Origin of the sequence: Corynebacterium amycolatum SK46, from assembly GCF_000173655.1 — a bacterium.
In the GTDB taxonomy this organism is placed as follows: Bacteria; Actinomycetota; Actinomycetes; order Mycobacteriales; family Mycobacteriaceae; genus Corynebacterium; species Corynebacterium amycolatum_A.
This window is the reverse complement of sequence record NZ_ABZU01000003.1, coordinates 23,757-43,010: the sequence shown is the minus strand read 5'-3', so window position 1 is coordinate 43,010 and position 19,254 is coordinate 23,757. Positions and strand designations below refer to the sequence as shown.

The following is a 19,254-nucleotide window of genomic DNA, read 5'->3' as shown; positions in this document are numbered from 1 at the left end:
GGAGTACTAATGTCTTTTCGCCAATTAGTCCCAGGCACGACCACTCGGCTCCGTATGGAGGGCATGCTCGAGGTCCGGGTAGTCACCGCCGGTTCGAACGTTCCCGCTGAGCTCAATTTAGAGGGCGAAGGTCGCTATAACCGCATGTCGGGTTCGGCTTTTAAGCTGTTAGAATGTAACGGAGAGATTAGCGTTAGCATTCAGCCCGGTAGTGGTACGGACTTCTCCAATGCAGTCTCCGCCACGGTGCAGATTAGCAGTGGCCGTCGTGGTTCGAGTGCGGAGGAGATTATCGAATTCCCGCCAGCGACGTTGAGTGACAATTCACCACTTCGTATTGCCACTCTCACCCGGAATGACGGATGGTTAGAAGTTTCCACTGCCAATACTTCGGTTGGACAGAGCGTGGCCGGGTTGGGTGGTATCGTTCGTTCTAATCTTCGTCCGATGATTGATGCCTCTAACTCGTATTTGCCTGATGGTATGGGTGTTAGGGTCTTCCTCGATTGCGGTGCGGCTATGGCCACGCCGGCTCTTATTGGATTGATTCCGCAGGCAGTTAACGTAATCACCGGCTCCGTCGCCGCGTGCTCATCTCTAGATAGCGTGGAATTGTGTTGGGGGCACGATGGAACTGAGCGCGTAAGCTTAGAAAAGCTCGAATCCCGCGTCGTTGAGATTGTGAAGCAAGGCCATCGGTACGTCGGCGGGGCCGAGTACTCCGGTGACGGTATGAGCCACCTGACTTTCGTCATCTCCGACGTCGCGCCTGCTGTAGTCGAATTAGCGGAGTCCAATGCCGTTGCACTGGTACTGGGAGATAACCCTGTGGATATTCCAGTAGAAGGCAACAACAGTGCCATCGTCAACATCGGTTCCACTTTTGAAAGTCGACTGTCTGCTCCGGTGACTGCTGCTGACAGCGCTTCTGGTATGCAGCATCCGCTGAAGATTGTGAGCGAAGCAATCGCAACTGTTGTTCAGGGGACTCTACCGACGGCGCACAGTCGGCGAAAGCTGCGCGGCACAACTGACTTCGGTGACATCGAACCACCGGCTTTCCCAGTTCCAGGATTGGATAACAATCCCACTCCTGATGTCCCGGGTAGGGGATTCTCATCTGGTCCTAATATCGATGTGCCCAGTTTTGGTGGCTTCGATCCACAGCCATCTCAGCAGGGGGAGAGCCGTCCAAGTTTTCCGGACGCGCCGTTCGCCGGCAATGAGTTTCCTGGTGATTCGGAAACTCCCTTCCCCAATGACAGTCAGTTTCCAGGGAATTGGAGGTAGTGAAAGATGAACAACAATCCAACGCTTCTGACTAGCGCTGTCACGCGCTGTCCTTGGACTTTTAAACCATTGTCAGACCCAAACGCCGAGCGCAGTGAGTACGTTGACCGCGATCTTCCCCGAGGATGGCAAAACGCAGCGACTGTCTGTATTGCACTCGCCGGTGCTCGAGCATCGGGGAAGTCCCTTTACATCGGCGTGCTGGTGAAACTCCTGCAACAGATGGGCGAAGAATTTGGATTTGTAGTCGAACCTGCGGATGAAACTACGCAGGAGCGCTACGAAACCAATTACGAAACTCCGCTATTTGAAGAACGTGGCCTTATGCCACCGACCCCGTCGTATAGCAGTTCTGATGCCTATCAGCATGACCCGCTAATTTATCATCTTGGGGTTCATTTCGACCGCAGCACGAATGAGAATCGCAACTTCTTTATTGTTATTCGTGATGTCGCGGGCGAAGATTTGGAAAATCTGCCAGAGGACACTTCGCGCCTGGATTTCTTCAATTATGCCGATGAAATCCTTTTCCTCTTTGACCCGCTAAAGGTTCCGCAGATTAAGAACTACCTCAAGGGCTTTATTTCGGAATCTGCACTCGGCGGTGACCCGAGCAAGGTGTTGCAGAATCTTACACGCGTTCTCAACGTGGACAACCACTCTCGCTTTGGGATTGCACTGTCCAAATTCGATACTTTGCAGAGCCTTGAATCAGTTGAAAACAGTGAGTGGGCGCAGATTATGGGCAACTATGGCTCCGCTTACCGACGGGACAACGGTTTTAACTATGACGATCACGACTCTCAGCTCCTGCATTACGAGGTCGAGAGTTTGTTGATTAAATTGGACGCAAAAACTCTGGTCAACTCATTTAATAACTACTTTGGGCGGAATCTGCACCGGTGTCGGTACTTTGCGACATCGGCACTTGGTGCACCACCAAAGGGCTCACATATTCAGGAAACGGGGATTGCCCCGTACCGTTGCATGGACCCAATTAGTTGGGTTCTGTTCAACTACGGCTTCACCCCGTAGTTGTGCTGAGTTCTCGAGTGGTGCTGAGTTTTCGCTCAGCACCACTCGACCATTACTGGTATTGGAGGCACTGTTGGGCGCGTTCATTTTCTCCGAGAGACTCGAAGATTGAATGTGCCTTCAGTGCATAGGTGCGGGCAGTGGTTTGGAGATGTTGCGCCAAGTCCCGCTTAGAGTGCAGGAGCACGGCTAACCGCAGGTTCGCAAGAGCGAGAATCTGTTTGTCCGCGTTGGTGGTGTACTGTTCTTCCGGGAAAGTACTGATAGCACTTATGTAGGCACGGGCGGCATTAAATGCGCCTTTGTTGGGCTCGACTTTCCTCTCTTGGATAGCTCTGCCCCAAGAATCTCCGACGAGAAAACTAGCTCGTGTGAAGGTCGCAGGAACCTGTGCGTTGTATGACTGCTGTGCGGCATTTTGGAAAAATGTAAACGCATCAGCGAAGTTGTTCGTGCGCTGATGTTCCATGCCCAGTTCAATCTGGCAGGTCAATGATTGTGGTGTGTTTTGCGCTTCCTCATAGTGGCCTGATGCTGCCGAAAGTAAACGGAATCGTTGCGCAGACGCCTCGGGGATCGGAATAAGTGCCCGGTAGCAAAGCATGAGGGTCTCTCCGGCGGTGTCGTGATCGGAAGTGCTGAAGACGTTAATAGCCTCGTCCACGGCGGACTCTAGCTGTGGCGAAAAGCCACGCTGAGCCAGTGCGACCGACTTGGTGAAGACACAGTTTGAGAGTAGCTCTGGTGTGGGGTGAACAGATGAGTTCGCACCGGCAATGACGCGGTCTGCAATTTGAATCTGCCGATCGGCGTCGTTTTCCTTTGTCGCCTGAGTGAGCTGCGCTGACAGGGTGTCGTAGCAGTCTTTAATTAGCTGCGTGGCAGTGGGGTCATCAAGGCCTGCAAGCTCATTCATTGAGTGGCCGAATTCTTCAGGTTCGAGCTCGGTGAGCTCAGCAGCAGTAGCCCAAGTGCGCTGCTCACTATGGTCAGGAACTGCGTGTTTTGGGGCCGCTTCGTCGGCTTCTAGGTCTGTGGCTCCCTTGGCGACAGAGGCCGAGTCGACAATAGAGGCGGCATTCTCAGCAGCTTGAAGCGACTGCTCTCGTAGCTGAGCGTCCCCGATGAGAAGGCCATAAATAGCGGCTCGTCGGAAAGCTTCCTGTGCCTCTTCGACTTCGCCGCGCTTAGCGTGGGCGTCAGCCCGGGCGGCAAAGAGTGCGATGAGGCGTGCCCAGCTTTCGCGGTCTGGTTGAACCTGGGTGACGGCGTCAAGCTGCTCCAGCTGTGCGAGTATTTGGCCCTCTTGGTCGTCGATAGTGCCAGTTTGGTGAATCTCTTGGATTTCTTCCGAGGCTGGTGCATCGATGAGCCGTACTCGCTCGAGAATATTATTGAGGGACATATGATGAGCCTAGCCGGAGATCAACCGCTTGGGCAGCATGAGGGCCAAAAATGCATCCAATATGTGAAAATCACACGCCACTAACCCCATAATTGCCAAGGATTCGGTTGTTCATTTGTCTTTAACTTTTTCGTCTTACTCTTAGCGGTTATGAGCATTTCGCGCCGCGCATACCTTTCAGTCGCGACCCTCGCTGCTAGTTCAATGGCTTTGGCCAAGACCTCGGGAGCCTACGGCCTTGGGCTGGTAACTGCAGGTTTGGGGCTATCCGAGGACGACACTAAGTCAATGGCGGTACAGGCCAGTGATCTCGAGGTCGTTACGGTAACTGATACGTCGGTGGCTTTCACGTGGGCTACCTACGCGCCGGGTGTGAAGACGGCCTACGGCTTGGCTAGGCCAACGGTTGCAGCCGGACAACGGGTGCTTATGGCACCAGTGGGCGGTGGAGAGCTTAAAACGGTGCATGAGGGTTTCTCGGAGTCCGGGTATCACCATGTGGTGATTGAAGGACTGGAGCCCGATCGTGAATATCAGTTTGAATGCTGGTCAGACGATGCCAAGGCGGAGCCCACCCTTGCAGTAACAATGAGCAAGACGGCTCCTGAGCACCTCGGCGTTTTCAAAACACTGCCGACGCTGAGCGGTAAATTGCTGGCCACTATCGCCCTGACTAATGACACACATATTGGCAAGCCGAATCACGACGGTATTCGTTTCGGTAATTTCGGTCTCTCTTCGGAGCCTGGCGAGCAACCATTCCCTTCGATGCAGTTGGAGAGCCTGCTCAAGACAGTGAAGGAAGACGGCATTGACACCATTGTCGTCAACGGTGACTGCACGGATAGTAACCGTCCGGAGGAATACGATGAATTCCTCCGAGTGATGAATCAGTTCGGTGAAATGGGCAAACAGTGGTTTGTCACTCGAGGCAATCATGATATCCATCCTCCTGGGCTGCCAAATATCAATGGCCGACGTGGACGGGACATTCGAAAGGGGAAAACCTATATTCCCGATTACTTCAGTGGTCTGCTTGTCCCCACGCAGCAGCATTGGGTGACTCAAGTCGGGGAGGTCCGTCTCATTGGGCTGGATACCGCTGAATTCGGCTATGCCGGTGGCCGTATTAATGAGCGGCAGATGCGTGCCGTTCGTGCAGAGCTCGCTCAAGATCCGGAACGGCCGACAATTTTGTTTGCACACCATCCGATTACCGATGATGCCGTGCAATCGCACCTCGGAGGTCCGTCCTTTATGCTCGAACGAACTCAAGCGGCAGCACTTCAGAAAATTCTAGCTGCAACTCCAGGGGCAAAGGCGGTATTTGCAGGTCACACGCACCGCAACCGTCGGGGAGTTGCGGATGTTGGGGCGACGGACTTCTGTGAGCGCGGATCATCGCTCGGTTATCCCGGCGGCTACACCCGTATCCATATTCATACTGATGGGTCGCAAGTCACTTATCACAGGACCAGGACTCCGGAGTCTCTCGCGTGGTCAGTGAAAACTCGCTGGTCTTTGTTCGGGCTAGAACCTGAGTTGATGTTGGGACAGATATCCGATCGTAACTATGTACAGCACTACAAAATTGCGGTAAACACCTAAAACGACGATATGCTTAGACCTGGATAAGAAATCTTTCGGATAAGGACGAATTCAATGGCTAACCCACAGGACTCGCATGGGCCGAATGGTGGCAATGGCTTCGATGATTACTTTGGAAGCCCTAAGGATTTCGAGGACATGTGGTCGAGTTCTTCGAACGACCTCAATGAAACAACCGAGTTCAATCCTTTTAATTCCGACACCCAGCTCGGGTCTTCCACCCAGCAGCAGCCTGCTCAGCCCGCAGTACCGCAGAGTGGTTCAAAGTCAAATACGGTTCTCTATGCCGCAATTGGCGTCGTTAGTGTTCTCATTTTGGGGTTGGCGCTGGTGATTGGCATCATGGTCACGGGTTCGGATTCCGAGGACGCAGATCAGTCACCGCAGTCGCCCGATACGGTTGCGGCGGGGGATTCGTCGTCAAGCACTGCGGCCCCTGCTCCGACGGAGACGTATACGGAGACTCAAACTTACACTGAGACCGCGACGAGCGAGCCGGAGCCGGCGGCGCCCTCTACGACACGACAGAAGTCTTCATCAAAGCGTTCGGGCTTTGACATGAGCCGTAATACGTACGGCACTGACTTTGACGAGCGTGGTTGGATTGACAATAGTGCGCGCTGTTCGAGTGGGTATTACGCGCGAATTCTTGCTGAGACAACCGAGGGATGGATCGTAATCTGCGAGAACTCCAGTAATCGCCAGCAGCGCTACTATGTCGGCCACTTCGGTGATATTTCGGAGAACCCAGATCCGTACAGTGTGGTTAGTTACTCTACAAACGAAATCATCGCCAAGAACGGCGGCATTGAATATGTGCTGACGCCGAGCGAAATCAACGTCTACAACGCCGATGATGAGAACATCTTCCAGGACGATGTCATCGACTACGGTGTCCTGCAGGCTGGCTAGCTGCAACTTTTGACAGAACAGCGCCGACCACGAAAGTGCAGTTTTGCACTGTGGTCGGCGCTTTTTGCTTTACGACGGTCTCTGCGCCCTAAGCCGCCTTCTCCTCGGCGGCATTCTCCCACGGCTTCGGCAGGTGGCGAGGAACCACCTTGCCGACTGCGTTGCGTGGCAGTTCATCGAGGAACACGGTCTCGCGCGGAACAGCGAAGCGGCTGAGGTGCTGCTTGACGTATGTGCGAATCTGCTCATTGGTCAGGGCACGGCCCTCAGGGGAATCGTCGCGGACAACCCAGGCGACCAGAGCCTGACCGAAGCGCTCATCCGGAACACCTGCGACTGCACACTCGCGGATACCCTCGAGCTGGCTGAGTGCATCTTCGGTCTGACGTGGGAAGACGTTCTCGCCACCGGAGACAATCATGTCGTCCTCGCGACCGGAGATGTAGAGCAGACCATTTTCCATTCGACCCAAGTCACCGGTACAGACCATGCCGTCAATGACCTGCTTGTCCGCGCCGGGGCGGGTGTAGCCCTCGTACAACATGTTGTTGCCCACGAAGATTCGACCGGTCTCGCCGTCGGCAACGCGGTTGCCGTCTTCGTCGAGAATCTGGACACGAGTGCCCAGCGGTGCGCGACCTGCCGTGGTTGGATTTGCCTTGAGCTCATCCGGGGTAGCAATGGTTGCCCAGCTGACCTCGGTGGAGCCGTACTGGTTGTAGAGAACCGGTCCGAAGCGCTCGAGGGTCTTGGTGACAATTCCCTCGGGGATAGCCGAACCACAGGATGCGATGACTTTCAGCGATGTCGCGCCGATGTCGTAGTTGTCGGGGAGAATCTCAATCATGCGCTGCAGCATGGTCGGCACCAGGAAGATGGTGTGCGGAGAGTGCTGCTCGATAATGCGGAGGCTGTCGGCTGGATCGAACTTGCGGCGCATGATCATGGTGGAACGCAGTGCGATGCACAGCTGTGCAGTTGCGAAGCCCCAAGTGTGGAACAGCGGAGCCGCAAGGTAAGCCGGGCGACGCTGGCGCAGCGGAATGCGGCTCATGATGGACGATGCCGGCATCCAGCTGCGTGGCTCCGGACGCTTGGCTCCCTTTGGAGTGCCGGTGGTTCCGGAAGTCAGAATAATAACGCGACCACGGCGCGGGCGGCTTGGCAGCTCGGCGGTTGGCCACTTTGCTGGAGGTGCCGTCTTCAGCATCTCCTGCATGGAGGTCCAGCCCTCGCGAACGCAGGAGGTGTCACCGTAGTTTTCGAACCACGACACTGCGACCGGGCACTCATCGAAGCCCTCCGGCAACATGTGAGTGAATTCCTCATCAATAAACAGGAAGTCAATCTTCTGCTCACGAATCACGGCCAGAGTCTGCTCGGCAGAGGCGCCGGTGTTGAGCAGCACCAGGTCGGTGCCGAGGCGACCGTGGGCGCACAGAGCCATAATGAAACCGCGGTGGTTGCGAGCCAGCACACCGATGCGGTCGCGCTGCTGAATATCGCCGTGGCGGAGTGCTCGCGCCAGGGCAGTGGAGCGCTCATGCAGCTCCTCGTAGGTCAGCGAGCCGCCGTCATCAATAATTGCGGTGTGGTGCGGATCGCGGCCGGCTGCAATGCCGAGGAGACCAGCTGGCAGGAAGTCCCAGCGGTAGATGGAATTTAATGCCTTGCCAGCAGCGCCGGGTCCCATCGAGCCGAGGACACCAGCCTGCGTCACCGGTGCGAGTCCGAGAACGAGGTCCGAGGTAGCTCGCGAAGCTTTGCGCACCTTATTGAGAATCGAGGTCTGTGGATCAGATGTCATAGTCACTCATCTTCCGTGGTTCATGTCCTGTGGTCTTCGGAGAGGCCTAATCAGGCGAAACCTCATCGGTAGGACCGCCGATTTAGTTTCTTTTACAGTAAGAATAAGTGTCCTAGGTCACTTTTGTGTAGCTTTTGCAAAATTTTTTTATCAGAAACGAATATTTGTGAAGATATGCGCGGTGACCAGTGAAGATGGTCAAGTATCAGTTCTCTTTCGCAGCTCAATGGGTGCTGACCTTAGCCGGGGAAGGTTCTGGTTTGGAGCTGATTCCTTTGGGGAGGGCTCCTGAAACGTGTTCTAATCCAGCTGCGCCCTCGACTCGGTGGCGAAGGGCGAACCTATCCGATACGACATAGGAGAATCGATGAATTCCAATCTCAAGAACCGTGCATTCCTGAGAAACTCGGCAGCTCGAGTAGCCGTAGTTGGTGCAGTCGCAACCGGTGCCACTTTCGGTCTCGCAGCGTGTGGCGATAAAGATGACTCCGATACGACTCCAGTCCAGACCACTACGGTGACGTCGACTGAGGAGCTGGACGATGATCGCGATGACGTTGATGACGATGACCGTGTGAACAATTAGTCTTTGAATCGGTGCCGTAGATTTTGTGAATTATCGGCCCCACGTAACCCATGAACCCCAGCTCAGTAGTGAGCTGGGGTTCATGGGCGTTTATGGCAGGGACGCTATTTATTGTTCTTCAGTGTCCTGTTTCTTGTTGAGCTCAGCGGCATTGCTTACCTTTTCGGCAATATCTGTGGCCTTTTCCTCTGCGTCGGCCCATGGTCCAGAGTCAGATACCCATACATTGAGCTGCACGCGGTTAATTTGGAGTGATTCTAGATAACCAGTTTTATCGCCATTGCGGCGTTCACCACTGTTGTTTTCGTTAGTTTGTCCACCAACTAGAATGACTATTTCTCCGCCTGACTCTTCGAAATCGTAAAAGCAGCCAATGCCTAGGGATCCCCAACTAGTCGGTTCGGCCCCCGTCTCTGCAGGCATGTAGTCGCGCGCGTCGCAGACGTTCAGCCAGTCGAGCGCCCGTTTGTAGTTGTAGGCTGCTGCGGCGGCTTGGTCAGACTTGAGGCTCTCGCGATGAGTTTCCGAGTTTTTGTCCTTCAGCTCATCAATCTGTGTTTGCAGCTCGCTTTCCTGCTCCTCTAGCTGTTGTTGCAATGAGTAAATCTCTTCATTCGCGCTTGCGAGTTCGGACTCAGAATTCTTGCCGCCCATGGCAAAACCTGCCGCGCCGGCAACAACCACTGCGACCGCGCCGACGATGAGTGGCAATGTCAGCGATTTATTCTTTCCTGGCTTGGTACCAGAAGTTCTATTTGGCGTGTCCACTTTGGAGGTTGGCTGATCGTTGTTCCACGGATCGATGGGTTCGTGAGCGCTCATTTTTAACCGACTACCTTCACCTTCTGTGCGATTGTGATTGGTTCGAATCCCGGTTGCTGAGCTGTCACAGCAACGATGTATTCACCGGGTTCTGTAAAAGTTGCGTAAGCCTTCTCTCCAAACCGGCGAACGATTTGGCAAGGAGTATGTTGTCCAGTCACACCTGCGCTGGCACTTGCAGTCGGTTTGCCTTCGGCATCGTAGACATCCACCTTGTTTTCACAGGTTTCAGTTCCTCCGGTCTGGCTGAAATTCCACATCAACCTGACGTTTGCTTCGCCATCAACCAGGGGATAGGTCAACAGGCTATTGGACTCCTCGAAGGGAAATGTGATCCGAGCAGTGTCGAAGCCACCCAATTCTTTCTGGTGAGCAGTTGCGTCAATCTTGACGTTTTGGCGCTTGGCACTGCCAGGCTCCATGCCGCCAATTTTGGTCAGCTCCATCGAGCTGTTCAGCGTTACTGCACCAGAGTCATCGTCCGAGTCCGAAAGTTCGCTGTTTGGAGAATTCTTATCCTGCGAACTGTTGGCATATTCCTGCTCTGGCTCCTCCGACTCGGTCGAACTCTCAGTCGAGCTAGGGGTTTCGGATTGTGCATCAGAAGCAGGGTACGTTTCTGTAACTGTCACCACTGAGGGGGACTCCGGGGCAGCGTTGTTAGCGGGCATGCCTGAGCAGCCAAGCAGAGTCAGGGGAGTGGCGGCAGCTGCCACAGCTAGAACGTGCTTTGAATGAAAATGGGATGACATGGGCGTTGAAAACCTCCGAGTTAAGCACCGAATAAGTTTTTCTTCATCTGCTTGACGACGCTATAGCGGAAGCTGCAAGAAAGGTACGGGAGTTCTCCCGGTGATTTTCCCTATCCAGACAGGTTTAACTAAATCCTGTCAGGTTCGGCGAGTTAATCGTTGGACAAAAGATCGAGGGAAAGTACTGTTTAATGGACTTTCAACAGATGAAAGAGATAGCCAAAAGCTACTTTTCAAAAACCACAGAAATTGTGAAGGATGTTCCAGATCGCACTAAAGGTTGGCGCGGTGATTTGGAGGATCAAGGAATTATTCCGAACCGTGTTGGTGTAGATCAAGAAGGTCGTATCATTCCGCCATTTTTTGTCTGGTGGGCACCCTGGATGTTGCGAGTCGTACTCATTATCGCCGGATTCATAATTGGCGGAGTTTTGGAATCTATCAATAGTGGCCCATATCCAGATACTGCTATGTTGATTCCATTCGCCATGGGGTTTGCGATGTGGTTCTTGCGAAATCAGACTAGTTGGATTCCTGGCCTCATTATCACGGTGATGGGAGTCATTGCGGCATCGCTTATGGCTAAAAGCGTCCTGATTTCGCTCGAAGCATTAGTCCTCTTCACTCTCGTAGTCCTAGTGGAATACATCTACGCTCGCGCCGCATTCGACTACAACACTGCCGCGGCGTTTGAAGAGATGAAGCAGGCGCTTTCTACGTACGGCACTGCCTATGAGCTGGAAGAGCGAGACGACGCCAACGTCAACGGAGAGACTCTGACGACTGTCTCCGCGCTTGATTCGGGGCGTCCTGCTCGGGCAATGATTCGACTGTTGCCGGAGCATGTAGGTCCCGGATGGCTTATCGCAGTAGATCCTGCCAGAAGATTCATGACAGGCCTGTCCCCAGAACAACGTGTTCGCATCAGTGAGATTCAGGAGCAGATGTGAGTCTGAATCCCGCAGTTCGAGACAACCTAGCTGAAAATCTATTTTCACCAGGCGCGGTGCCAACGGGCGCCAAGTTAGCTCAGCTGATTGCCGACATTCCCCTGGGCGGAGACGCTTCTTCGTCCCAGTTTTGGGAAGCGCGTGTACGTCTAATTCGAGACTTGTTGTTCTTCGGTGGGCAGTCCCAGCGTGCACTGGACATCATCGATGAGCTGCACACCGAAGATTTTGTTGACGCGGTGCGAAAGAAGTTTGGTGTTTCCTTTCGACTTGTTCTCAAACGAGTACAGCGTCCTCAGTACTTTTTCACTGATGTGCAGATGAAGGCAGTTAAAGAGGGGTTCTTGAAGCCGTATGCAAAGGGCAGCGGAAAAGCGATTACCGAGCACGGGCTTGAAGAGTTCTTTGATCGGATATTGGTTCCAACGTCTAACCGCATGGAGCTCCGTGAATACGTCGACGTTGAAGATAGCCAGGAAATTGAGACTGGTCCGACGAACAACGCAGAGAAAAGAGTCTGGGCTGCCTTTGAAGAGGCCAGTAGTGCAAATACTGACATCCGGTCGATTGCAGATGTCATTGCGAGCGGCTTTCGCGAGCAGTCCGAAGGCGCTATCGACGGCAACCCCATCGATAGCGACATGCTGAAGAGTGCAACGAAATCTATCGGCGCAAATTTTCGCACCGGTTCACCAGAAGCCGAAACCCGGACCGGTCTTATTCGAAGGTTGCAAGCAGTCGATAATCCAGCGGATTTAGTGACTCGACATACTTTCGGTCTGCTTAACGACGAATCGTCGTTGGACTCAACGAGACTTCGTAAAGAATTGCAAATTGCTGAGGGAGCCTACTGTTCTAATTCCGATTCGACAGTTGAGAATCATGTACTTCAAAACGTCAATCGAACGGATGCGCTCGAGAAATCACCTCTAGAAAAAGGATCATGGGGTCAACAAGCACAAGAGAATGAAAAAGATTTAATTACAAGACGTTTGATGGTTTTACTAATACCTTTGACCGCTGTATCCATTATCTGGTCTCTAATTAACGACTTGAAATATTATCCCAATGACTATGCCCTTGTGCATAATGCTGGGTCGGCACTGACCTTAGGTCTATTTCTTGTGATTTTGCATAAATTGGTCAGAGCGCGGACAGCTAAAAGGTGGATAGGTGTGTTCGGCTTTGTATATGTATTCTTTGCAGCGGTAATTGGAGAAATCTTCTTCACATATTTCGATTGGGAGATGTCGTTAATAGTAATCATGGTTGGCATAACGCTTGTCTATCTATTCGCCAAGGGTAAGGAGTATAAAAATGGGGTTCTTTAATAACAAAAAGGATGAAAATAAAAGGTCGGCTAAACATTCAGACGGTCGTGCTGATGAGTATCAGGAACGAGATCCTAAGTATCCGGAGGTTGACTTCGGTGGAGCGCATAATTTCGCCCCGCTGCCGAATTTTGATGAGTCCTTCGGCCCCCGGGGCACGGTCGACAACGGTGATACCACAGGTCAGGAGCCGGTCGAGTATTCCGGAGACCCAAAACTAGACACCAACGAAGCTGCGTGGTCCAAGGTTGAGAGCGCCGATTCTGGCAGTGCTGATTCTGACGGTGCCGATTCTGGCGGTGTCGATTTTGGTGGTGTTGAGGATGCCGCGGAAGGAACACCAAACCAGGAAGACGTTCCTCCCGTGACAGTGGAAGAGCTCTCAGAAATGGATGTCGAAAGTACCGCAGGTGTTGTGGCCGAGAACGTCGTAAAGCAGTTGGATTTGATTCAAACTCGGCTGGACACAATGAACGCAGTACTGCGCTCTCAAAGTGAAGAGTTAGAAACGCTGACTGATCGTCGTTGGTACGCCCAGTTAATGCCGCTGGCGGAAAAGTTGGCGGCTATCCATGACGGAATCTGCGCTGATCTTTCGCGGCTCGAAGAAACCACCGAGACTGATGGTAGTGATCTGTATTCGACACTGGATTTCCTGCAGGATTCGATTGCAGATGCGCTTCAGTCCATGGGAGTGGCAATTACAGAGGCGAAAGTGGGCGATGCCTTTGATTCTTCAATTCATCGTCGCACCAAATTCGCGGATTCGGATAATCCCGCGCTGCACCGCACGCTAGCGCCCTCACGGCGAATCTCGCACTACTACACCTTCACTAGCTCTACCAGCCCAATTGTGGTGGCCAAGGCGCCGGTCACGGTGTACCGGCAGAGTGGCAACTAGAGCACAACTAGAGCACTGACACGGCAGAAGTATTCAAGCAATCAACAGATTGCAGAACAAGGAGAAATATCATGGCTGAGCGTATTTACGGCATCGATCTGGGTACATCCAATAGCGCAATTTCCTACGTGGACTCACTGGGTGTTCCTGTCATTCAAGAAAACCTCGACGGAGATCTGTCGACGCCAAGTGTGGTGTGGTTTGAGTCGAAGGCCAATACCGTTGTCGGAAAGCTGGCGCGTGAAGAGAAGCTCTTCAGCCCCAATGACGTCATCGAGCTGGTGAAGCGGAGCATCGGCACCGATAAGAAATGGAATTTCAGCGGGAAGGCGTACACCCCGGAGGAGATTTCCTCATTGATTTTGCGCTCGTTGATTCCAGACGAAGCAGCTGACGACGAAATTTCGGCAGTTATTACTGTGCCGGCATACTTTGGTGCAAAGGAGCGCGAGGCAACTCGCAACGCAGGACAGATTGCTAATTTCAATGTGTTGGAGCTGGTAGCAGAACCGGTTGCTGCGGCCCTCTACTACGACTCCAAGCAGCCTCTAAAGGACAAGACCCTGCTGGTGTATGACCTCGGAGGCGGCACATTCGATGCCACGATTGTGCAGGGGATTGACAACACCTTCCGAGTTATTGCCACCGATGGTGATGCTCGACTGGGCGGTGCCGACTGGGACAAGGCTCTTGGTGAATTTATCCTGGATAAATTCATTGAGCAGACTGGTGACGAGGAGGCGGAAAACGATGAGACCTTCGTCGCTAAGCTGCACGAGCAGACGGTGAACTGTAAAGAGGCGCTGAGTAATGCGGAAAGCGCCACTGTGCGACTTGCCAGTGACTCCGGTTCCCGCGCCAAGATTGCCGTTACCCGCGAAGACTTGGAGCGTGTCACTGCGCCGCTGCTCGAGCAGACGGAGATTCCTTTGACCCGGGTAATGGAGACAGCAAAGGAAAAGGAGCCGGGACTGACAATTGATGAGGTCATTCTGGTGGGAGGATCTTCGCGAATGACCGCCGTAACCAAACTGGTGGAGCGTCTGACGGGTAAGAAGCCACTGTTGGTTGAGCCTGATCTAGCCGTTGCTAAGGGCGCTGCCCTTGCCGCGATGATTAGCAAGCTTGGTGGCGTGGTCAATGCTGAGTCCAGCCCTGCAGCACAACAGCAGTCAATTGCGCAGATTGCGGCTGAGACGGGAATTGATGCTGGGCAGCTAGCCGCGCTGTCGGAGAAGAAGGTGGCAAATGTGTTGCCAAAGTCGATTGGCATTCGAGTTGTCGATCACCTGAATAACCCGTACATCGACTATCTGGTCAACCAGAATGACATGATTCCGCTGTCTGAACCGGTGGTCCGGGAGTATTCGACCGTAGTTGATGGCCAAGAGGAAGTAGATTTGACGCTGTATCAGCAGGCCAGCGACGTTCCATCCGAAGATGTCGCTCTCAATGACATCATTAGTGGTTCGGAATCTATGCTGACAGGAATCCCGCCGTTGCCCAAGGGCCAGCCAATTCAGGTTAAGTTCTTTGTAGCAGCAGACGGCATGATTACCGTGGAAGGTACTCACGTTCCATCGGGTCGCTCAATCGAATCACACGTGCGAATTGGTGTGATGAATGAGGAAGAGATTTCGGCTGCTCGCACGACGATGATGAAGGTTTCTGTCAGCCAAGGAGATAACTGATGACCGACGATCGCACTCTAATCCCGGGCGTCGATGACATTGACAGCGGTGCAAATTCCGATTCTGGCGGTCGAAATCGGAAAATCCTGCTGCTTGTTCTCGCCATTCTGATTGTTGTCATCCTGGCAATGGTGGTCTGGATCCTAAATTTCCGCTCTAACCAGCAGGACAACGCCGACGGGCTGTTTGAAACTACTGAAAGCACCGAAGTGGAAGTCTCGCCGTCCTACTATGCGGGCGACGACCAGGAACCAACCTCGACCACTATCGCACCGCCTGCCGACGATCGGTTCGTAGACCCAGAGGTCTTAGCGTCGACCGTTGATCCGGCGTGCCCGACGCTGCAGAGTGCCTGGTCAAACCAGGGCGATGATATGGACTGTGAAGCATATTACGAGGTAGTGCGGGCGCTCAGTAAACAGCGGCAAGAGCAAGGAACACTGCCAGAGCAGACGACAATCGAGATTGAGTATGACGGTCAGCCACTGACGATGGAATGCCAAGAAGTTTCGCCTAATTATGATTGCCGCTCTGAGTCGGGGATCCAGATTATGGTGGGTAATCTCGATGGGTCTGGGCAACGGAACCGATGACTGATCTTCCCCAGGTAGGCGATATTTTTGAGGGCTACGAGGTTGAAGCTCTCATCGGTGCCGGCAATATGGGGACGGTTTTTCGAGTACGGAATCCCAAACTGGGCCGAAACGAAGCACTGAAAATCGTCCCACTGCCGGAAGAGGCCAGTGCTTCTAAGCGCATGGAGGCACTGTTCCAGAACGAGGTTTCTATCGCAGCTACTGTTCACGTTCCCAACGTAGTGACCGTGTTCGATGGCGGGCGAGCAGGGAATCTGCTCTGGTTCACCATGACTCTTATCAGCGGTAATTCGTTGGGCACTGAGCTGGCCGAGTATCCGCCACGCAATTTCGATAAGAGCGAAGTCATGTCGATTGGTGTGGAGATTGCTACCGCGCTAGATCGGCTAGCAAAGCACGAACCAGCGGTGATTCATGGTGATGTAAAACCATCAAATATCGTCGTAGAGCGGGATTCGTCGGGGCTTGTGTTAAGTGCGACGCTTGTGGATTTCGGTGTATCAACCGCCACTGAAATCGACAGTGTTGGCGTGACAAATCGTGTTGCCGGCTCATTGCCCTATATGGCGCCAGAAATCTTCACTAAGGGTTACATTAGTGCAGCTAGTGACGAGTATGCGTTTGCGTGCACGATATTCGAGCTGCTGCAGGGATATAAGGCCTTTCCAGCTACTGACGCGGCCAGTGCGCGGCAATTGCATTGCGGTAAGCGACCGGTTACCAACCTCGGTGCGGTAGTCGATTCGGTATTCGCCAAGGCGTTGGCTATTGATGCCGATGAACGCTACGAATCCTGTAATGCGTTTATTAGCGATCTCATTGCTGCGCTAAATGGTGGTGCGGTCGAGGTTCGCAATCCGAAGAACCGGAAGAAAGCTCTTGCAGCGTTTTCCGTAGTGGCATGTCTAGGTCTTATTGGTGGAGGCATTGTTGTTGCCGAACGTAGTGGCATTGGAGATGGCGGTCTCTTTAGTGCCAAGCATTTGGCACAGCCAGTAGCTATCGGAGGTTCCGCGGAACCAATGCGACTTCGCGCTCCCGATTTGGCGAAGGGGCCTCGGATTCCGGTGGGCGACCGGTGGACCCTTACGTCGTTAAGCGACGTCCCCATCGGCGAGAAGAGCTGGCAGGGCATCCAGCGCATGGGAACATTCAACGGTGCTGCATATCACGCCACGCAGTTTGCTTCAGCGGATGAATTCTTGCTGCCATTTCGCCACGGTATTGATGAGAAGAAGCCGATTGCAGAGGCTGAAAATGACAAATGGCGTGGTGAAATTCTGGATGCCGTGAGCAAGAACCGTTCAGTGGCTGAACCGGCTGGCTCTGAAGTTGTGAAACTGCGAATGGAGCCCGATGGTCGCCGGTTGGATGTCCTACAGACGTCCGGTTCTTTTCACGCCGTGAACAGCGAAGGTTCCGAGGCAACACGGCCGATCAATTATTGCTTGGTTCAGCCGGCGGAAAGCTCTGCGCCATCCAGTCCCGAAGTGCTCCGTCCGGTATTTGTCGTTTTGACCGAAGGCGATCCTTGTCCTGCTGCCTATGACACGGTGGCGGCGTGGGCAATGCAAACCACGACGAATTAAGCGATAACGCCGAGATTATTTGTTATATTTCGGATAATTATCCTGAATGCCAGTCACTTCAGCCGCCGTTGGGCGATTTCTCAGGAGCATTGGGCAAGGTGCTTAATTCGCGGTTGGTGGCTGGTGGTGCGAGAGAAAGGTCTGGTCAACGTGACATCGCTCCCAACACTTGTGGTTGATAATTTGTGTGGGGATGCGATTGTTGCCAATCCGCGTGAGGGATTAACCATCGGGCGTGACGCCGATCTCAAGGTGGGCGAAGATAATCGCTACATGCACCGCGTAGCAATGTATGTGTACGCGGAATCCGGAATGTGGTTTTTGCTCAATAACTGCGAGCACGTGACTGCAATGGTGCACATTCCGGAGGTGTCGCGGTCATTCCGACTGGCTCCGCAACAGCGTTTTGATTTGAGCTACCCGGAGTATTTCATCCGCTTTTCCGTCAAAGATGACCAGTACGAAATTCAGATTAAACAGGATATTGAGCACGCCGATGCAAAGGTCGTGCTGCCAACTGACGGGACAGAAACTATCTCGGTTGGGGAGCTGCCGGAGCGCCAGCGTGCTCTGATCGCCGCATATGCGGAAGACTATCTGCGCGGCCGAATCGACACCATTATGGTTTCGTGCACCGATGCCGAGGCCGGCCGAAAGCTGGGAGGCAAGACCGCAAAGGCAGTCGAGCATTACCGCACCGCACTTTTTGAATCCGCTTTGAGCAAAGGGCTGGTCTCAAGCAAGGAGTGGCAACGGGTTAATCAAAAGAGCCGCCTGCAGCTGGTAGTCGTCGCTGCAATCGAAGCACGATTGGTCACGGCAGACGACTTGAAACTGCTCGCTTAACGACGGTACTTGCGATAAGTCAATCCCTTAATTGGCGTGTTCACAGTGGTGGTTCGGCCGCCACGGGCATTCTTCGTCCACCGAACGGGCCCCATGCGATAGGAATATCCGAGGCCAGAACGCGACAGCGTAACCCGGGAGTTGCGGGTGGGGCGAAAGGTTTTTCGGAAGCTGAATAGTTTGAAAGCCATTGATATGAGTTCCGTTCTCGGTGAGTCACAGGCGGTCATGCGCTCTGGCCTCATTGCGCTAGTTGCGTTGCCGGCTGACCGCATTGTTCCTGTGACAAAGGTGGGTAAATCATGGTGCGATTGATGGCACCACTATCTAGATTTGGGCAGGCCAGCATGGTTTGGCCAGGGGAGAACTCCCCGGGGAGAACTCCCGTTTCTTTTGTGGCCGAGAGTTTTTAATCTGAGGTCATGTTCACTAAGAAGATTTCCGTTGTAGCCGCCGCAATCACTGCCGCCGCTGCGCTTGTTGTTGTCAATCCATCCGTCGCCGATGCCGCTACGAACTACCCCAAGATCAACCGTGACTATGTCAGCTATTCCACAGAAGGAGAAACCGTAGTCTGTGGTGGGTCGGTAAATCAGGACATGTTCCGCTGCCAGACCACAGCTAAGTGGGGTAGCAAGGAGAACGCCCACAATTTGGTCACCTTTGATCTTGAGGATGCATCTGGAAGCTGGGACGCTGGAATGAGCGGCGGGAATTGGGATGCCTCGCGTCCGCCATTCCGCCTGAAGGAAGGGAAGAAGTACAGCTTCCACGGGATTGTGGTCCTGAATAAGAATGGCACCCTGTACTTCAGTTCTCCGTACCATGAGGTGCGCGGTGAAGTGACTCCATACGAGTGGGAGATTATGGAGACTGACTGATATCCCGTGCGAGTACTCCTTCTTGTTTGGCGTAGGGCTTAACGCGCAGGAGTAATTCATTCCAACATTCGTTTCCTCCCGGTGGCATTGCCACCGGGAGCTTTTGCTGTTGTGGGAGCAGTGATACCTCTCCTGACCAGACTGTTCGCTACTGGCGTACGGCTATAGGGATTAATCTGCGTCGCGTCGCGTTTAAGCTAGGTGAAACAACCTTTATTGAATTACGGCGAAAATAGACACTTGAAAGGGCAG

Annotated in this window: 18 protein-coding genes; 13 read left to right on the top strand and 5 right to left on the bottom strand. The window is 53.4% G+C overall.

Translation table 11 applies throughout. The features are described 5' to 3' along the window. Nucleotides 1-9 precede the first annotated feature (9 nt). Complete coding sequence (locus CORAM0001_RS03500) at nucleotides 10-1,290, top strand: hypothetical protein (protein WP_005510245.1); 1,281 nt, start codon at nucleotides 10-12, stop codon at nucleotides 1,288-1,290. Nucleotides 1,291-1,359: 69 nt separating this feature from the next. Further along, complete coding sequence (locus CORAM0001_RS03495; protein ID WP_157752524.1) at nucleotides 1,360-2,325, top strand: TRAFAC clade GTPase domain-containing protein; 966 nt, start codon at nucleotides 1,360-1,362, stop codon at nucleotides 2,323-2,325. A gap of 52 nt (nucleotides 2,326-2,377) precedes the next feature. On the opposite strand, the gene CORAM0001_RS03490 is transcribed toward CORAM0001_RS03495, so the two are convergent. Further along, nucleotides 2,378-3,730 carry a hypothetical protein gene (locus tag CORAM0001_RS03490; RefSeq protein ID WP_005510126.1) on the bottom strand — a complete coding sequence of 451 codons (1,353 nt, stop codon included), beginning with the start codon at nucleotides 3,728-3,730 and terminating at the stop codon, nucleotides 2,378-2,380. A gap of 150 nt (nucleotides 3,731-3,880) precedes the next feature. Here CORAM0001_RS03490 and CORAM0001_RS03485 point away from each other — a divergent pair, with 150 nt between their 5' ends. Both CORAM0001_RS03485 and CORAM0001_RS03480 read left to right on the top strand, forming a co-directional pair. Next, nucleotides 3,881-5,338, top strand: a complete 1,458-nt coding sequence (locus CORAM0001_RS03485; RefSeq protein WP_005510212.1) for a purple acid phosphatase family protein — start codon at nucleotides 3,881-3,883, stop codon at nucleotides 5,336-5,338. A 54-nt stretch (nucleotides 5,339-5,392) separates the two neighbouring features. Continuing rightward, nucleotides 5,393-6,250 carry a flagellar basal body-associated FliL family protein gene (locus tag CORAM0001_RS03480; protein WP_005510238.1) on the top strand — a complete coding sequence of 286 codons (858 nt, stop codon included), beginning with the start codon at nucleotides 5,393-5,395 and terminating at the stop codon, nucleotides 6,248-6,250. 88 nt (nucleotides 6,251-6,338) lie between these two features. On the opposite strand, the gene CORAM0001_RS03475 is transcribed toward CORAM0001_RS03480, so the two are convergent. After that, nucleotides 6,339-8,057 carry an AMP-binding protein gene (locus CORAM0001_RS03475; protein ID WP_040361059.1) on the bottom strand — a complete coding sequence of 573 codons (1,719 nt, stop codon included), beginning with the start codon at nucleotides 8,055-8,057 and terminating at the stop codon, nucleotides 6,339-6,341. Nucleotides 8,058-8,424: 367 nt separating this feature from the next. Between CORAM0001_RS03475 and CORAM0001_RS03470 the strand changes: the two genes are divergently transcribed. Next, complete coding sequence (locus CORAM0001_RS03470; RefSeq protein ID WP_005510102.1) at nucleotides 8,425-8,643, top strand: hypothetical protein; 219 nt, start codon at nucleotides 8,425-8,427, stop codon at nucleotides 8,641-8,643. A 108-nt stretch (nucleotides 8,644-8,751) separates the two neighbouring features. On the opposite strand, the gene CORAM0001_RS03465 is transcribed toward CORAM0001_RS03470, so the two are convergent. Then, a complete protein-coding gene (locus CORAM0001_RS03465) occupies nucleotides 8,752-9,465 on the bottom strand; it encodes a hypothetical protein (RefSeq protein WP_005510205.1) in 714 nt (237 codons plus the stop codon). Nucleotides 9,466-9,467: 2 nt separating this feature from the next. After that, nucleotides 9,468-10,217: a hypothetical protein gene (locus CORAM0001_RS03460; protein ID WP_081451093.1), complete on the bottom strand. Its 750-nt coding sequence runs from the start codon at nucleotides 10,215-10,217 to the stop codon at nucleotides 9,468-9,470. Between the two features lie 251 nt (nucleotides 10,218-10,468). On the opposite strand from CORAM0001_RS03460, the gene CORAM0001_RS03455 reads away from it, so the two are divergent. From CORAM0001_RS03455 to CORAM0001_RS03425, 7 genes are all read left to right on the top strand, one after another. Then, nucleotides 10,469-11,167, top strand: coding sequence for a hypothetical protein (locus CORAM0001_RS03455; protein ID WP_244261983.1), 699 nt, complete (start codon nucleotides 10,469-10,471; stop codon nucleotides 11,165-11,167). Next, nucleotides 11,164-12,498 (top strand): acyltransferase family protein, encoded by a 1,335-nt coding sequence (locus CORAM0001_RS03450; RefSeq protein ID WP_005510215.1) that lies wholly within the window; start codon nucleotides 11,164-11,166, stop codon nucleotides 12,496-12,498. Before CORAM0001_RS03455 ends, CORAM0001_RS03450 begins: the two co-directional genes overlap by 4 nt. Further along, nucleotides 12,485-13,399: a hypothetical protein gene (locus CORAM0001_RS03445; protein ID WP_005510132.1), complete on the top strand. Its 915-nt coding sequence runs from the start codon at nucleotides 12,485-12,487 to the stop codon at nucleotides 13,397-13,399. Before CORAM0001_RS03450 ends, CORAM0001_RS03445 begins: the two co-directional genes overlap by 14 nt. A gap of 71 nt (nucleotides 13,400-13,470) precedes the next feature. Next, entirely contained in the window at nucleotides 13,471-15,090 is a 1,620-nt protein-coding gene (locus tag CORAM0001_RS03440) for an Hsp70 family protein (protein WP_005510228.1), read from the top strand. Beyond that, nucleotides 15,090-15,683, top strand: a complete 594-nt coding sequence (locus CORAM0001_RS03435) for a hypothetical protein (RefSeq protein ID WP_005510190.1) — start codon at nucleotides 15,090-15,092, stop codon at nucleotides 15,681-15,683. The genes CORAM0001_RS03440 and CORAM0001_RS03435 overlap by 1 nt, the downstream gene beginning before the upstream one ends. Then, nucleotides 15,680-17,275, top strand: coding sequence for a serine/threonine-protein kinase (locus tag CORAM0001_RS03430; protein ID WP_005510186.1), 1,596 nt, complete (start codon nucleotides 15,680-15,682; stop codon nucleotides 17,273-17,275). Before CORAM0001_RS03435 ends, CORAM0001_RS03430 begins: the two co-directional genes overlap by 4 nt. 150 nt (nucleotides 17,276-17,425) lie before the next feature. Continuing rightward, a complete protein-coding gene (locus tag CORAM0001_RS03425; RefSeq protein WP_244261982.1) occupies nucleotides 17,426-18,121 on the top strand; it encodes a hypothetical protein in 696 nt (231 codons plus the stop codon). Here CORAM0001_RS03425 and CORAM0001_RS11660 read toward each other — a convergent pair. Further along, entirely contained in the window at nucleotides 18,118-18,312 is a 195-nt protein-coding gene (locus CORAM0001_RS11660; RefSeq protein WP_016421461.1) for a DUF4236 domain-containing protein, read from the bottom strand. The genes CORAM0001_RS03425 and CORAM0001_RS11660 overlap by 4 nt on opposite strands. Before the next feature lie 231 nt (nucleotides 18,313-18,543). Here CORAM0001_RS11660 and CORAM0001_RS03420 point away from each other — a divergent pair, with 231 nt between their 5' ends. After that, nucleotides 18,544-19,002 carry a hypothetical protein gene (locus CORAM0001_RS03420; RefSeq protein ID WP_005510262.1) on the top strand — a complete coding sequence of 153 codons (459 nt, stop codon included), beginning with the start codon at nucleotides 18,544-18,546 and terminating at the stop codon, nucleotides 19,000-19,002. Nucleotides 19,003-19,254: the final 252 nt, after the last annotated feature.